The 15,415-nt window shown below is 63.9% G+C and carries 13 protein-coding genes; 5 read left to right on the top strand and 8 right to left on the bottom strand.

All coding sequences use genetic code 11. The features are described from left to right. Positions 1–117: 117 nt before the first annotated feature. Genes AC0VX3_RS03235 through AC0VX3_RS03225 form a run of 3 tightly spaced genes read right to left on the bottom strand, consistent with a single transcriptional unit; the run spans position 118 to position 3,282 of the window. A complete protein-coding gene (locus tag AC0VX3_RS03235) occupies positions 118–1,470 on the bottom strand; it encodes an HlyC/CorC family transporter (protein WP_475523515.1) in 1,353 nt (450 codons plus the stop codon). Next, the gene (gene aroB, locus AC0VX3_RS03230) at positions 1,467–2,615 is read right to left on the bottom strand and encodes a 3-dehydroquinate synthase (protein ID WP_475523514.1); all 1,149 of its coding nucleotides are present in this window, start codon (positions 2,613–2,615) and stop codon (positions 1,467–1,469) included. The genes AC0VX3_RS03235 and aroB overlap by 4 nt, the downstream gene beginning before the upstream one ends. 19 nt (positions 2,616–2,634) lie before the next feature. Then, the gene (locus AC0VX3_RS03225; RefSeq protein ID WP_475523513.1) at positions 2,635–3,282 is read right to left on the bottom strand and encodes a shikimate kinase; all 648 of its coding nucleotides are present in this window, start codon (positions 3,280–3,282) and stop codon (positions 2,635–2,637) included. Positions 3,283–3,427: 145 nt separating this feature from the next. Here AC0VX3_RS03225 and AC0VX3_RS03220 point away from each other — a divergent pair, with 145 nt between their 5' ends. The 3 genes from AC0VX3_RS03220 (at position 3,428) to AC0VX3_RS03210 (ending at position 6,247) form a co-directional block, all read left to right on the top strand. Continuing rightward, positions 3,428–3,571, top strand: a complete 144-nt coding sequence (locus AC0VX3_RS03220) for a hypothetical protein (protein WP_342893629.1) — start codon at positions 3,428–3,430, stop codon at positions 3,569–3,571. A 46-nt stretch (positions 3,572–3,617) separates the two neighbouring features. Further along, entirely contained in the window at positions 3,618–4,541 is a 924-nt protein-coding gene (gene xerD / locus AC0VX3_RS03215; RefSeq protein ID WP_475523512.1) for a site-specific tyrosine recombinase XerD, read from the top strand. A gap of 77 nt (positions 4,542–4,618) precedes the next feature. Further along, on the top strand, positions 4,619–6,247 hold the full coding sequence (locus AC0VX3_RS03210; protein ID WP_475523511.1) for an AMP-binding protein: 1,629 nt from the start codon (positions 4,619–4,621) through the stop codon (positions 6,245–6,247). Positions 6,248–6,253: 6 nt separating this feature from the next. Here the strand turns inward: AC0VX3_RS03210 and AC0VX3_RS03205 are convergent, their stop codons facing one another. The 3 genes from AC0VX3_RS03205 to AC0VX3_RS03195 form a co-directional block, all read right to left on the bottom strand. Next, complete coding sequence (locus AC0VX3_RS03205) at positions 6,254–7,384, bottom strand: GNAT family N-acetyltransferase (protein ID WP_475523510.1); 1,131 nt, start codon at positions 7,382–7,384, stop codon at positions 6,254–6,256. Then, positions 7,374–8,798, bottom strand: a complete 1,425-nt coding sequence (locus tag AC0VX3_RS03200; protein ID WP_475523509.1) for a lipopolysaccharide biosynthesis protein — start codon at positions 8,796–8,798, stop codon at positions 7,374–7,376. Before AC0VX3_RS03200 ends, AC0VX3_RS03205 begins: the two co-directional genes overlap by 11 nt. Before the next feature lie 483 nt (positions 8,799–9,281). Beyond that, on the bottom strand, positions 9,282–9,683 hold the full coding sequence (locus AC0VX3_RS03195; protein WP_475523508.1) for a YchJ family protein: 402 nt from the start codon (positions 9,681–9,683) through the stop codon (positions 9,282–9,284). 139 nt (positions 9,684–9,822) lie between these two features. Between AC0VX3_RS03195 and AC0VX3_RS03190 the strand changes: the two genes are divergently transcribed. Then, entirely contained in the window at positions 9,823–10,794 is a 972-nt protein-coding gene (locus tag AC0VX3_RS03190; RefSeq protein ID WP_475523507.1) for an endonuclease/exonuclease/phosphatase family protein, read from the top strand. A 6-nt stretch (positions 10,795–10,800) separates the two neighbouring features. Here the strand turns inward: AC0VX3_RS03190 and AC0VX3_RS03185 are convergent, their stop codons facing one another. Continuing rightward, on the bottom strand, positions 10,801–11,160 hold the full coding sequence (locus AC0VX3_RS03185) for a c-type cytochrome (protein WP_475523505.1): 360 nt from the start codon (positions 11,158–11,160) through the stop codon (positions 10,801–10,803). A gap of 213 nt (positions 11,161–11,373) precedes the next feature. Between AC0VX3_RS03185 and ggt the strand changes: the two genes are divergently transcribed. Further along, positions 11,374–13,119 carry a gamma-glutamyltransferase gene (gene ggt, locus AC0VX3_RS03180; protein WP_475523504.1) on the top strand — a complete coding sequence of 582 codons (1,746 nt, stop codon included), beginning with the start codon at positions 11,374–11,376 and terminating at the stop codon, positions 13,117–13,119. Positions 13,120–13,177: 58 nt separating this feature from the next. On the opposite strand, the gene AC0VX3_RS03175 is transcribed toward ggt, so the two are convergent. Continuing rightward, positions 13,178–15,286: a catalase gene (locus tag AC0VX3_RS03175; RefSeq protein ID WP_475523503.1), complete on the bottom strand. Its 2,109-nt coding sequence runs from the start codon at positions 15,284–15,286 to the stop codon at positions 13,178–13,180. Positions 15,287–15,415: the final 129 nt, after the last annotated feature.

The raw sequence follows: 15,415 nt of genomic DNA, 5'->3' as shown, positions 1-15,415 counted from the left end.
CGCGCTGGCGCTGGAAATCCGCGCCGACAGTGAGCCCGATCCCCGTGCCGCGCGGGTCGACGACGTTCTGAATCCGATAGGTCGGTTGCCGTCCGGAGAGCCTGACCCGCGCACGCTTCATGCGCCGGTCCGCACTGGCGCGCCGTCCGCGGTCTCGCCCGGCGGCACTGCGGCCGAGACCGGTGGTTTCACACCCGGGATCTGGCCGAGCGGCATGATACGCAGCCGCGTGATCCGGTTTTTCTCGCGCCGGAGCACCGTGAAGCGGAACCCGTGGAAGGTGAAGATCTGGCGCTCTTCCGGGATCATCCGGGCCTCGTGAATGACCAGACCGGCGATCGTGGTCGCCTCGTCGTCCGGCAGGCTCCAGTCGGCCGCCCGGTTGAGGTCGCGGATCGGCACCGAGCCGTCAACAATCACCGACCCATCCGCCTGTGGCCGCAATCCCTCCAGTTCGACATCGTGCTCGTCGGCGATTTCTCCGACGATTTCTTCCAGGATATCCTCCAGGGTCACGAGGCCCATGACTTCGCCGTATTCGTCGACCACCAGCGCGAAATGCGACTTGTGCCGCAGGAAGGCGTTGAGCTGATCCTGCAGGCTCGTCGTATCCGGCACGAACCAGGCCGGGGCGGCAAGGTCGGGAATATCGATCCTGGAAGCGTCTCCGCCGGCCGCATGCAGGGCACGAAGAAGATCCTTGGCGTGCAGCACGCCGATGAAATTGTCGCTTTCGCCGCGCCACAGCGGCAGACGGGTGTAGGGGGACGCCAGCGCCGCATTGACCAGTTTCCCCGGATCCTCGTCCGCGTTCAGCGCGACCATGTTGGTGCGGTGAACCATCACGTCGGACACTTCCAGATCGGCAAGATCGAGCAGGCCGCCCAGACGGTCCCGCTCGCCTTTTTCAAGACCGCCCTCGATATGCTGCAGGTCGACCGCGCCTCTCAGCTCCTCATGCGCGGACAGCACCGACATGTCGGTGCCGACGGTGACACCGACCATCCTCAGGAGAAAGCGCACGATCCACTCGACACCGATGACCACCGGCCCAAACACCGCCACAACCACGCGCACGATCGGCGCGACCGTGACCGCGAAGCGCTCCGGGTTGGAAATCGCCCAGGTTTTTGGCAGAACTTCCGCGAAAATCAGCACCAGCGCGGTCATGACCAGGGTGGCAAGCGCGACACCGGCCTCGCCGAACAACGTCATGAACACACTTGTCGCCAGGGCCGACGCCAGGATGTTGACCAGGTTGTTGCCGAGCAGAAGGGCGCCGAGCAGGCGTTCGCGATTGGAGATAAGTCCGCTGGCCACCCGGGCGCGCCAATCCCCCTTCTTTTCAATCTGGTGTATCCGCGCCCGCGAGGCCGCCGTCAGCGCCGTTTCCGAACCGGAGAAGAATCCGGACAGGATCAGCAACACGAATATGGCGGCGATCGCCAGCCAGAGAGCCGTTTCCATCATGCCTCGAGTTTCTCCTGGAGGAAGTCCGAAACCAGATCGGGATCCACATCGTTTTCGACAAACGCGTCGCCGATCCCCCGGGTCAGGATAAAGGTGAGCGCGCCCCGGCTGACCTTCTTGTCCTGCGCGATGATGTCCAGAAAGGTTCCCGCCGTCGGCAATTGTCCGGGAATGTCCTGGACCGTCACCGGCAACCCGACCTCGCTCAGATGCGCCCGCACACGGGCAACGGGTTCAGTCCCGATCAGCCCCAGCCGTTCGGAAAATTCATGGGCAAGCATCATGCCGATCGAAACGCCCTCGCCATGCACGAGCCGTCCCGTTTCATAACTGACGGCGGATTCCAGCGCGTGGCCGAAGGTATGGCCCAGATTGAGCAATGCCCGGCGGCCGGTTTCCAGTTCGTCTGCGGCCACCACTTCAGCCTTGGCCCGGCAGGAGCGGGCGACGGCCTCGTCGCGTTCCGGACCGCCTGCGAAGACAGCCTTCCAGTTGGCCTCCAGCCAGGCGAAGAATTCGGCATCCCCGAGAAGACCGTATTTGGCCACTTCCGCGTAGCCGGCCCGGAAGTCCCGAAGCGGCAGCGTGTCGAGCACGGCGGTATCGGCCAAGACCAGAACAGGCTGGTGGAATGCCCCGATCAGGTTCTTGCCGTGGCGCGAGTTGATCCCGGTCTTGCCGCCGACGGAACTGTCCACCTGCGCCAGAAGACTGGTCGGCACCTGAACGAACGCCATGCCGCGCCGGACAGCGGCGGCGACAAACCCGGTCAGATCGCCGACGACACCGCCGCCAAGGGCGACAATCGCGTCACCGCGCTCCAGCCGTGCCGCCAGCACTTCATCGCACAGGCGCTCGAATTCCCGCATGCATTTGGTGCTCTCCCCGGGCGGCACCGTGATCGCCGTATGGCGCAGACCTGCCCGGTCAAGACTGTCCGCGAAAGCCTCCAGATGCAGGCTTGCAACCGTCTCGTCGGCAACCACCGCGAGCCGCGTCCCCGGCAGAACCGCCGCGATTTGAGCGCCGGCGGTCTCAAGAACGCCGCGCCCGATCCGAATGTCGTAGCCGCGTTGCCCCAGTTCCACACGCACCGTCTGTTCGTCCCCGCCCGTCAATGCGCGCGCCGTTGCCGTGTCTGTCATGCTGTTTAGCCATTCACCGTCAAGATTGAGAGGTCTGCGCGGCGTGCTGGTCCGCACTGCCGAAAAGATGATCCGCCAGGGTGACGACGATCTGGTCGACCACCGCTTCATGGGGAACGTCCTTGGAGATCACCGTCAGCGCCGCCTTGGCGTAAACCGGTTCGCGGTCCGCCATCAACTTGCGCATCGTGCCCTCCGGGTCCTGGTTCTGCAGCAGCGGCCGGGTCGACCGACGGCGCACGCGCGCCATCACCGTATCGAAATCCACCTGGAGCCAGATCGACAGGCCCCGTTCGGCGATCTCGGCGCGGGTCGCATCGCTCAGGAACGCCCCGCCGCCCGTGGCCAGCACCTGCGGCCCCTCACCAAGCAACCTGGCGATGACCCGCTCTTCGCCGCTGCGAAAATAGGGTTCGCCATGCTCGGCGAAAATCTCCGCGACCGTCATGTTCGCTGCCCGCTCGATTTCGGTATCGGCATCGATGAAATCAAGACCGAGCCGTTGCGCAAGCCGTTTGCCGACAGTCGACTTGCCGCACCCCATGATGCCGACCAGAACGATGGATCGACGGCCCAAGGCGCGCACCAGCCGGTCAAGGTCGACAGATTTCGCGGGACTGCCGACGATGTCTCCTTCCGGAGCCCGGGTGTTATCGAATTGTCTCATGGGCGCGTTTTAACATATTCGCCAAAAAAGACACGGGGGAAGTCTTGCTGGCGAAGCCTGCATCCGTCTTGCGTCCCCCCCACCCTTGTTGAGACAATCGGGCAAACGATTCGCCCTGAGGTGAGCTGAACGGAAGAGATCCACCGTGCCGACCCTGACCCGCCTGTTGTTCGTGCTTTTGCTGCTGGGGGCCCTCGGCTATGGCGCGATCTATGCCCTGGCGACATTTGTCGATCCGCGCGAGCGGCAAATCGAGGTTCGTGTGAAGAAAGACGGTTTCGGTCGCTAGGGTCATTTGCTGGTCGGCATTCCGTGAAGGCGTCTGGAAGAGAAGCATGGCAACCGGATTCGATCTGGAAAATTTCCTCGAGATGCTGGCCGCCGAACGCGGCGCGGCGGAAAACACGCTCGATGGATACCGCCGTGATCTTGAGGATTTCTCGGATTTTCTGGGACGCAAGACACTTGCCGGGGCGACTTCGGAGGACCTCACCGCCTACCTGGGCACCCTCAACCGGCGCGGTTTCGCGGAAACCTCGCAGGCAAGACGGCTCTCTGCGCTGAAACAGTTCTTCAAGTTTCTCTATGCGGAAGGCCTGCGGGAGGACGACCCGACCCGGACCCTGTCGGCCCCGAAAAAACGGAGCAGTCTGCCGAAGGTTCTGTCCGAGGAGGATGTCGACAAGCTGATCGGCACCGCCGCTTCACATGCGCAAGCCGCGCACAAGAGCGCTGCCGCCCGGCTTCGGGCGCAGCGCATGTACACGCTGATCGAAGTGCTCTACGCAACCGGCCTGCGGGTCTCCGAACTGGTTGCCCTGTCGGTCTCGGCGGCTCTACGGGATGCCCGCCTGATCGAGATCCGGGGCAAGGGTGGCAAGGAACGCCTCGTGCCGCTGTCCAAGCCGGCACAGGCCGCCATGAAGGACTATGTCGCGCTGCGGGCGGCCGAGGGGGCCTTTGAGAAAAGCCCCTGGCTGTTTCCCTCCCATGGCGGCAGTGGCCACCTGACCCGCCAGCATTTCGGGCGCGAACTGAAGGACCTGGCGATTGCCGCCGGCCTTGATGCGGGCAAGGTGTCGCCGCATGTCCTGCGTCACGCCTTCGCGTCTCATCTGCTTCAGAACGGCGCCGACCTCAGGGTTGTCCAGCAGCTGCTGGGCCACGCGGATATCTCGACCACGCAGATCTACACCCATGTTCTGGACGAACGCCTGCGCGAGTTGGTTGAGACGGCTCATCCGCTGGCCGGCACGTGAGCACTGGCGTCTATTGCACTGCAGCAATCTCCGCACTAAACTCCGCTGCCTAATTTTACAGCACCGGACGCCTTTCTATGCTGCAGCCTGCCAGCGACTATGACACGCTGAAAGCCCGTTTCCGATGGGCCCTTCCTGATACATACAACATGGCCGGGGCCATCAGCGATGGCTGGGCGATGACCGACCCGGATCGTCTGGCGATCCGCCACGTATTGGCCGACGGGTCCCGTCAGGACTGGTCTCACGCCGCTCTCAACCGCGCCGCCAACAGGTTCGCCAACGCGTTGCAGGGCTGTGGAATTGCCCCCGGCGACCGGGTCGCGCTGCTTCTCCCGCAGCTCCCCCAGACGGCCATCACCCACCTTGCGGCCTACAAGACCGGCGCCATCGCCGTGCCGCTGGCGTCGTTGTTCGGCCTGGAAGCACTGCGGTACCGGCTGGCTGATTCCGGCGCCCGCGCTCTGGTCACGGATGCGGCCGGTCTTCAGAAATTGGCCATGATCCGCGACGAACTGCCCGGCCTGAAGGTGGTCGTCTCGGTCGACGGACCGCAGGCCGGCGTCGCCGATTTCGACGCGCTCCTGTCCGCGGCGTCGGACCGCTTTGAAACCCTGGCCACCACACCGGACGATCCGGCCCTGATGATCTACACCTCCGGCACCACCGGACAGCCCAAGGGGGTGCTTCACGGGCACCGGGTGCTGCTCGGCCACATGCCGGGGATCGAGCTTTCCCAGAATTTCCTGGGGCGCGACGGCGACATGTTCTGGACACCGGCCGACTGGGCCTGGGCGGGCGGGCTCCTGAACGCGCTGTTTCCCGCGCTTGCGCTCGGCGTCCCGGTCGTCTGCCACGCGGCGCGGAAATTCGATCCCGAATTCGCATTCCGGTTTCTGGAAAGCCAGCGTATCCGCAATGCCTTCATTCCGCCGACCGCCCTGAAGATGCTGCGCTCGGTCGAAACTCCGGGCAGCCGTTTCAAGCTGGATTTGCGCAGCGTCGGTTCCGCGGGCGAAGCGCTCGGCACCGAGACCTATGACTGGTTCCTGGAGGAATTCGGCTTTCCGGTCAACGAGTTCTACGGGCAGACCGAATGCAATGCCGTGCTCGGATCCGCATCCGAACTGGGCGTGAGCCGCTCGGGCGCCATCGGCAAGGCGACGCCCGGGCACGACGTTGCGATCATCGACGGAGACGGCCGGCCGCTTCCACCCGAAAGCCTCGGCCAGATCGCGATCCGGCGCCCCGACCCGGTCATGTTCCTGGAATACTGGAACAAGCCGGAAGCCACCGCCGAAAAGTTCGTCGGCGACTGGATGATCACCGGCGACCAGGGGCTGATGGACGAGGACGGTTATGTTCATTTTGTCGGCCGCGACGACGATATCATAACCTCCGCGAGCTACCGCATCGGCCCGGGTGAAATCGAGGACTGCCTGCTCCGCCACCCGGCCATCGCCCTGGCGGCCGCCATCGGCAAGCCGGACCCGCTGCGCACCGAAATCGTCAAGGCCTATGTCGTCCTGAACCCGGGGCAGTCGGCCGGCGCGGATCTTGAGAACGACATCCGCGCCTTTGTGCGCGAGCGCCTGTCGGCGCATGAATATCCAAGGGAAATAGAATTCGTGGACACGCTTCCCATGACCACAACGGGCAAGATCATCCGCAGGAAGCTCAGGGAACAGGCCGGCACGGGCGGCTGACGCCGGTCAGCCGGTCAATCGCCGTTTCAGGGACCGTGCGGCACGCCGCGCGGCCTGCTTGAGCTTGAGGTCGGCAACACAAAGCGTTCTGAGCAACCCGCCGAAGGTACCTCGCGCATACAGCAGCGTCCCGGTTTCCATCCGGCCGCGCCACAGCGGCCCGATCATGGTGTGTCCCGGAACCGCAAGCGAGTCGGCCCCGGTGAAACCCGGACTTGCCAGGTTTGTCCGGAACGCCTGAAGCGCGATCTGCGCGCCCGGAGAATAACGCGCATACGCCTCGTCGAACGCGATCTTCCAGGAAAAGACCTTGCCGCGGTCCTGGAACAGCACCAGCGCGGCGACCAGCTCCTCCCCGACCCGGAGCTGGTCGATGCGCACGCCGTCTCGCCGGGACATGTTCGCAACCACGGCGCGCGCGAAGGCTGCTGTCTGCGGTGCATTCAGCAGGGCCGTGCCCGTTCGGCCCTTCCAGCCGCCGGCCTCAAGATGCAGAAAGGCTTCGAAGGCCGCGATCGCATCTGCGCCCTGATGGCTTGAGAACCGGGTCTTGCCGTGATCGCCGAGACGCCGCAGGAGACGCCGCATTTCCTTTCGCCTCTTGCCGCTGTCGGCAGCCGCGAGCTGGGCGGCGCCATTGCCACCAGACCCATGGCTCGCGCGTGCCGACCTTGCGACCACGCGCGTCCGGCCCGGCACGGCGGCGATCAGCCGCTGCGCGGATTTCGAATGAAGGGGCAGGTAGGACATGGCAAACACGCCTCCGTGCCCCGCGCAGGCCTCGAAGAAACACCGGAGCGCATCCTCGCCGGCATCGGGATGGATCAGGGGTGTCCCGAGCGGGGAATAGTCCGTCGACCAGGCGGCGCTGGTTGCCAGCGCAAGACCCAGCCTGCGCCGGCCGACCGGGGCCGCGACCAGCCAGCGCCCCGTGACGCGATCGCGCACGACAACCAGGCGGACGGATCCCCGGCCCATGTTCTCCAGCAACGGACAGAGGAAACCGGGGCTGAAAAACGGGTTCCGATCGATGGCCGCATCGCAGAGCGCCTGCCACCCGGCACTCGGCGCATCCGGGTCCAACGGGTCGAGGAACACGAGCTCGTGCTGGACGGCACCGGGCGTATCAAGGGGCATCCGGCCGGTCCCTGATGGTGGAAATCAGCGGCAGAAGGACAAAGGTCGTGATGTCGAGTTTGCGTTTTGCCGTCAGAGCGAGGGCCGTGGCCTCGAATAAAATGGCGCAACTCGTCGCGATCGCCGCTCCGGCGAGGCCCAAGAGGGGGATCAAGATCAGGTTGAGCACAATGTTGAGCAGGAATGTTGCCGAATAGATCGCCGCGCAGGATTTCTGGTGCCCGGTCATGGTCAAAAGCGCATCCGCCGGACCGATGGAAGCCCGCGCAAGCACCCCTATCATCAGCAGCGCAATCAGCGGATATCCACTTGCAAATTCACTGCCGAACATGCGCAGCAGCAACGGCGCGACCAGAAGCAGCCCAGCGCCGGCGGCGACAGACGGCCAGAAGGTCCATTGGGTCGCCTGGCGCATGTAGGTCGCAAGCCCTTCCCGGTCGTCGTTCTGGAGATAGCCTGAGAACCGGTGAGCGGACGCCGCCCGCACCGCGAAATAAACGAAATGGACAAGGGCGAGGGTCTTGGACGCGGCAAAATAGACTGCCACTTCATCCGGGTCATGAAAGAAGCTGACCATGATGACGTCGGCACTGGTGATCAGCTGCAGGGTGCCTTCCACCAGAACCATCGGCATGGAAACCGCCAGCCAGTATTTCAATTCGGTCCTGCGCGGTCCGGACGGAATCTTCTCCGCCAGCCGCGTGTGCAGATGAAAATGCTGATAAAGGGCGACAAGAAGTGTCGCCAGCACGACCGCGAGCGTTGCGGTCAGGGCATCTGTTTGCCAGCCCGCGAGTGCGGCGAGGACAATCAGCGACAAAATCACGAGAGGCCGCCAGATATAGGTCGGCGCCATCGCCAGCGACGGCCAGTCGAAGCTGCGTGCGATTCCGTCCTGAACCTGGCCGAAGGAGAAAAACGGCAGGGCGATCAGAACGACGATCAGCGGCTGGACATAACCGGAATCGATTTCGGTTCGCAGCAGGAAAACAAGAGCGATGCCCACGACCGCGGCCAGCGTCGCGAGGACAACGGCGACTTGCCGGCTGGCCCGCAGAAATCCGCGCAAGCCGTCCAGGTCATTCTTTTGAAGGTATTGGGGAATGAACCGGCTGACGGAACTGGAAAACCCGCCACACATCATGGCACCCAGGATGATCAGGAAGGTCCAGGCAACCGAGTAGATGCCGTAGTCATGCGCTCCCAGGAGACGGGCCAGAACGATCTGGGACAGGTAGGCAAGGCCCGCCCCGCCAACACGGATCGCGAATGTCGTGACGGCCATGCGTCCCGCGGCGCCCTTGTCCATTGCGCTGCCCCGCAGCAACCCGGACGCCGGCTCGGCAAGCCTGCGCAGGGCCGTAGGCCAGCCGCCGCGAAAATGCTTCGTCCAGGAGATGGCGGTAAAACGCAAGAACCCATCCTTTTCGGTATTACCGTATTTATTACATGAGGCTCTTAATAATCCATGTTGATCAACCGCTTCGGCACACAGCAGAGTCACAGATGTGTGATGACCGGCCTCCCGGCAGGGGATGGCCATCGGGCAAGATTGTGGGGAATAGCTACTGCAACCAGACCACAATCCCATCACGGCCCCACCGTTACCGTTGACTCATGATCTGTCGTCTGATTAATTGGAACAAATAGAGAACATTATTCTGATTCGGTCGCCCCGGACCGGACCCGGCTTTTCAGACAGCCGGCAATCAGGATGTTCCATTGCGGATGTCGAGGGTTGCCTCCCCTTCTGTCCGCAGTTTGGTCCGGTCCCTGCTCCGCCGCCAGTTGCAGGGACCGGACATTTTTTCACCCCGGACACCCTTCTGCTTCATGGCTTCGTGGCATCGTCGCTTCGTGCCCATTCAGCTGCGGCGGGCCGAACGCCTCACCCGTGTCATTCCGCCAGCGCTTCGACGTAATACCAGCGCCCGGACTTCTTGCGGAACCGGCTCTTCTCCCGGTGGGTGCCCAGACTGCCGCCCGAAAGAAAGCCCGCCTCGAACAGAACCGTTCCCTCGCGATCCTCCGGGCCACCCTTGGCGGTTTCCAGAACACGCAAGCCCGTCCAGTGGTTCTCCGCCGCCCACCGGGCGGTGCCCGCCGCGTCGAAACGTGCCTGGTGCTTCGGCCACAGGGTTTCTTTCAGATAGGGGATATTCTCCCGGACATAGGCCACGTAGCGCGAGCGCATCAGCGTTTCGGCCGTCTTCGGGATATCGGCTCCCGCAAGGAAAGGCCCGCAACAGGCGTCGAAACCCGCGCCACTGCCGCAGGGACATGAATCTGAGCCCGTCAAGTCCGCCTCCGGTCCGTTTGCCGCTGTTTAGCACCTCGTCCACCGCTTCGATAGACTCGTCTCCGGATCTTGCCCTGTTCCGGTCGCGGGTCCCATGATCTATGGTTTTGCTGCACAGCCCTTCCACCGGACCCGACACGTGAAAATTGCGACCTTCAACATGGAATCCTTCGGGGCCGACCGGCATGATCCGGCCGCGCTGCTGCCGCGTCTGGAGGCGCTCCGGCCGAAGATACTCGAGCTGGAGGCGGACATACTTTGCCTGCAGGAAGTCAACGCGCAAAAACCCGGGGGCGCCGCCTCCCGGCGCTTCCTGGCGCTCGACCTGTTGCTGGAGACCACTCCCTATCTCGGGTACCACCGCGCAACCAGCGCCCGCCCTTCGGGAAAAGGTCCGGGCGACCGGCACAATCTCGTCATCCTGTCCCGGCACCCGATCAGGCACTCGGAAAGCCTGTATCAGACGCACGCCCGGCCGCCCCTTTGGCAGCCCATATCCGCCGTTCCTCCTTATGAGGGGCCGCAATCAATTGAGTTCGACCGGCCGGTTCTCAGGACGGAAATCGACATCGGCGCCGACAGACCGCTCCATCTCTTCGCAGTTCACCTGCGCGCGCCCATCGCCGCCATGATCCCTGGCGGCAAACAGCCGGATCGCAGCTGGAAGTCGATTTCCGCCTGGGCGGAGGGCTATCAGCTGGCCGTGCTCAAGCAGACGGCGCAGGCGTTGGAGATTCGTCTGGCGATCGAGGCGCTTTTCGACGCGGACGAACAGGCACAGATCGTGCTGACGGGAGATTTCAATGCCACCGGCGAGACCGGCACGCTGCGGCTGTTGCGGGCGGATCCGGAAGACACCGGTTCACCCGCTCTGGAGCCCCGCCGGCTGTTCCAGCTCGACGCGGCCCTGCCAGCCGAACGGCGCAAGACCGTGATCCACAAGGGCCGGGGACAGACGCTCGACCACATTTTCGCCAGCGCCGCCATGACCGCCAGAACGGTGAATGTCAGGGTGTTCAACTGCGATCTGCCGGACGAGGCACTCGATTCGGGCAACGGCGACTATGCCGGCTCCTATCATGCGGCAATGCTGGCCGAATTCGCGTTCTGAATGGGATCAGGGTGCGAGCGATCCGATATAGGCCGACAGATTGGCGATTTCCGTGTTGCCGAGACTCATTCCCGGCATGCTGGGGTGCGGATCGGCGAGGAATGTCGCCAGTTTCTCCTCCGACCAGTCCGGGTTCCGTGCCATGTCATAAAAACTCGGCAGCGACGCGCTGGACGCCTTCGGCTGGTCGTCGGCGACCAGATGGCATGCTGCACACCACCTCAGTGCCAGTGTCTTGCCGGTGGCCGGGTCCCCGGCCTGTGCGGATCCGCCCGCAAAGAGAAAACAGGACAGCATGATGCCAGCCAGGGCGAGTTGTTGCCTCTGGCGGAAATGCCGGTTCAGGTCTGGAAATGCGAGGGTCATGGTATCTCCTTGCGACGATGGCTCCTGTGGGCGGCTCCGCCTTGCGACGAACAGATTGCAGCCTATCGGGCCACGAGACCTTGCGGTGGATCAAACACCGCCGCGCGGAATCAAAACCCGGGCGTGCAACTTCATTGCACTGCGCGCCGGGGACCGGCACACTCCAGGAACAGGCCATGATCTGGCCAGCACGTCAGTCAGCCGGAGGGCAACATGAACCCCTTTTCGAAATCCACCCTTGTCGCCGTTTCATTCGGCATCGCCCTCCTTGGCGGATCGGCCGGGCCGCTCGCCGCGCAGGACGCGCCGATCTACTCCCTGAAGGACCGGTTCCAGCCTGTCACCGCGCAAAACGGCATGGTGTCCAGTCAGGAAGCCGTTGCCACCGGCATCGGGGTCGACATCCTCAGGAAGGGCGGCAATGCGGTCGACGCCGCGATCGCGACAGGCTTCGCCCTTGCGGTCACTCTGCCCCGCGCCGGCAATCTGGGCGGCGGCGGCTTCATGATGATCCACATGGCCGACGGCGGTGGAACCAGGGCTCTCGACTACCGCGAAAAGGCGCCGGCTGCCGCCTACAGGGACATGTTCCTGGGCGAGGACGGCGAACCGGACAACGACAAGTCCCGCTTTTCCGGCCTGGCAGTCGGCGTTCCGGGCACCGTCGCAGGTTTCGCGGCGGCCTTCGAAGAGCACGGCAGCGGCCAACTGACCTGGGCAGAGCTGGTCGCACCGGCCATAGCGCTGGCCGAGACCGGCATCCAGGTGACACCGGACCTGTCCGCCTCGCTGACGGCGGCGGCACGGCGCCTGCTCAAGGATCCTGCGTCCCGAACTATCTTCTACAAGACCCCGGGCCTGCCTTATCTGCCGGGAGAGACGCTCAGACAGGAAGACCTGGCGGGAACGCTTCGCAAGATTTCCGAACAGGGCGCCGCCGGCTTTTACACCGGCGAGACCGCTCGCAAGATCGCCGAAAAGGTTCAGCAGGCCGGCGGCGGCATGACCGTGGAGGATCTTGCGGCCTACCGGCCCGTCTGGCGCAATCCGGTAACCGGCAGCTACCGGGGCCATGACATCGCCTCCATGCCGCCGCCCTCCTCGGGCGGTGTGCATATCGTCGAGATCCTCAACATCCTGGAGACGTTTCCCTTGCGCGAATTCGGCCCGAATTCCGCCGACGGCATTCATGTCATGGCCGAGGCCATGCGCCGTGCCTATGCGGACCGCGCGAAGTTTCTTGGCGACCCGGACTATGTCGAGGTGCCCGTTGCGGGACTGACCGCGCGCGACTACGCCATCGCCCTGGCCGACACCATCCGGATGGACACGGCAACACCGTCCGAAGAGGTCGGTCCGGGTACGCCGTTGCCGTACGAAAGCAACGAGACCACCCATTTCTCCGTTGTCGACAAGGACGGCAACGCCGTTTCCAACACCTACACGCTCAACTTTTCCTACGGCGTCGGCCTGACGGCGGATGGCACCGGCGTTCTGCTCAACAACGAACTGGATGATTTTTCGGCCAAGCCGGGTGTCCCCAACGCCTACGGCCTGATCGGCGGCACCGCCAACGCGGTCGAGGGCGGCAAACGGCCCCTCTCCTCGATGAGCCCCACGCTCGTTTTCAGGGACGGCGACCTGCTGCTGGCGACCGGTTCGCCCGGCGGCAGCCGGATCATCACAACCACCTTGCAGATCATCCTGAACGTCATCGACCACGGCATGAACATCGCCGAGGCGACCGCGGCTCCGCGCATTCACAACCAGTGGCTGCCCGACGAGATCCGGATCGAGGAAGGACTGTCTCCCGACACCATCAGGATGCTGGAAGAGCGCGGGCACAAGGTGGCGGTCAAGAACGCCATGGGGTCGACCCAGTCGATCATGTCGGTGAACGGCATTCTCGCCGGCGCGTCCGACCCGCGCAGACCGGGCGCACTGACGGCCGGTTATTGACGCAAAGCGGCCGCATCCGGATGGACGCGGCCGCGGTGTTGGTGCATGCCTCGACGGCTCAGCCGAGTTTGGCTTCCCGGTCCCAGAACCGCAGCGCGCGGCAGGTTTTGACGAAACTGTCGTCGGCAGAAGTCTTCGACAGGTCGATGCAGCCCGCGTCGCGGTCCGACCAGACACCGGCCTTCTCCAGAAGCGGCTTTGCCTCCGCGGTGTAGCCGATGAACTTGCAATGCGCGAAGGCGTCGGCGGCAAAATCGCGGGCCGGCGGCATCGTCGCGAGTTTCTCCGCGCCGTCGCCTGAGGTGAGGATCACCACCGCATCGTAGAGCACGGACGGGCCGCCATCGACCTTCTCGTCGGCTTCGATGAAGGTGCCGTCGCTGGCATCGATCCCGCCGACCATCGGCGCGATGAACTCGATCTGCGCGCCCTCTTTCTCCAGGGCCGTTTTCAGCGCCTTGATGAGCGCCGCATCGGCACCGTCGGTTACCAGTGCACCGACCTTGCGGCCCGCAAAGCTCTCCGGACCGTTGCCCACGATCGAAAGTTTCGGCGAGACCTTCAGGTCGTCGCGCGGTTTCATCGCGGGTTCCGCCGCGCTCGGCCTTGACTGGAGCCGCAGTCCCTCGATCACCTTGCCGGCGAGCGTCTCGTCCACATTCAGGAGATGCGACACCATCCGTTCGCGAATGGCCTGGGTCTCCACCTTGGACAGTTCGAACACGAAGGCATCGGCAATGTGCCCCTGCTCCACCTCGGTCTGGGACCGGTAGAACTGACGCGCCTGGCTGTAGTGATCGGCGAATGTCTCCGAGCGGTAGCGCCCCTTCGCCCCTTCGAGCTCTTCCGGATAGGACTGAAAGCCCTTGTCCGGGTTCTCGCGCGGACCGCCTTCGGAGCCCCAGCTGTTGGGCTCGTAATTCGCGCGCCCCTTCGGATTGTGGAAGGCCATGTGGCCGTCCTGCTGGAAGTGGTGGAACGGGCAACGCGGGGCGTTGATCGGCAGATGGGTGAAATTGGTCGATCCCAGCCGCGACAGTTGCGTGTCCAGATAGGAGAAGTTGCGGCCTTGGAGCAGCGGGTCGTTGGTGAAGTCGATCCCCGGGACCACGCTGCCCGTCTGAAAGGCGACCTGCTCGGTCTCGGCGAAGAAATTGTCGACGCAGCGATTCAGCACCATGCGCCCGACGATGCGCACCGGCACCTGTTCTTCCGGAATGATCTTGGTGGCATCGAGCACATCGAACTCGAATTCTTCCGCGAATTTTTCGTCGAACACCTGCAGCCCCAGCTCCCATTCCGGATAGTCACCGCGCTGGATCGCATTCCACATGTCGCGCCGGTGAAAGTCCGGATCGGCGCCGTTCAGCTTGAGCGCCTCGTTCCAGACCACGGATTGCAACCCGCCCTTGGGTTTCCAGTGGAATTTGACGAAACTGGATTTGCCGTCCGCGTTGACCAGCCGGAACGTATGGACCCCGAAACCCTCCATGAACCGCAGGGACCTGGGGATCGTCCGGTCGGACATGATCCAAAGGGCCATGTTGACGGCCTCGGGCGTCAGGGAAATGAAATCCCAGAAATTGTCATGCGCGGTCTGCGCCTGGGGAAAGCCTCTGTCGGGCTCCTGCTTGGCGGAATGAATGAGATCGGGAAACTTGATTGCGTCCTGGATGAAGAACACCGGAATATTGTTGCCGACGAGATCCCAGTTGCCTTCGCTGGTGTAGAACTTCACTGCGAAACCGCGCACGTCGCGCGCCAGATCGGCGGAGCCCTTGTTGCCCGCGACCGTCGAGAACCGGGCGAACACATCCGTCATTTCGCCTTTTCTGAACACCGCCGCGCAGGTCAGGTCCGAAATGTCGTCGGTCGCCTCGAAAAATCCGTGGGCGCCGAAACCGCGCGCGTGGACGACACGTTCGGGAATGCGTTCGTGATCAAAGTGGAAGATCTTCTCCCGGAAGTGCTGGTCCTCAAGGAGCGTCGGCCCGCGCTGTCCGGCCCGCAGCGAGTTCTGGTCATCGGCCACCGGCGTTCCAAGCGCCGTCGTCAGGGTCGGGATGTCACCGCCGGCGACCTGGTGAACCTCGCCGCCCTGTCCGCGATAGGCCGGCCGGCCGCCGATTTCTTCCGTTTTTGTTTTCCGATCCGTGTTCCTGGCCATGGTGTCCTCGCTCTCGTCCTGGAAACAGCCGGCAACCGACCGGCATCTAGGACAAAAACTCTGCGGTTCGGATTTGGTTCCCGGTTCGCGAAGAGAACACGGCGGCAAAACCGGGAATTCGGGGCGAAA

Source organism: Roseibium sp. QJM3NY_11 (assembly GCF_056173175.1).
The sequence above is the reverse complement of the archived record's forward strand: the minus strand, read 5'-3'. Positions and strand labels throughout refer to the sequence as shown.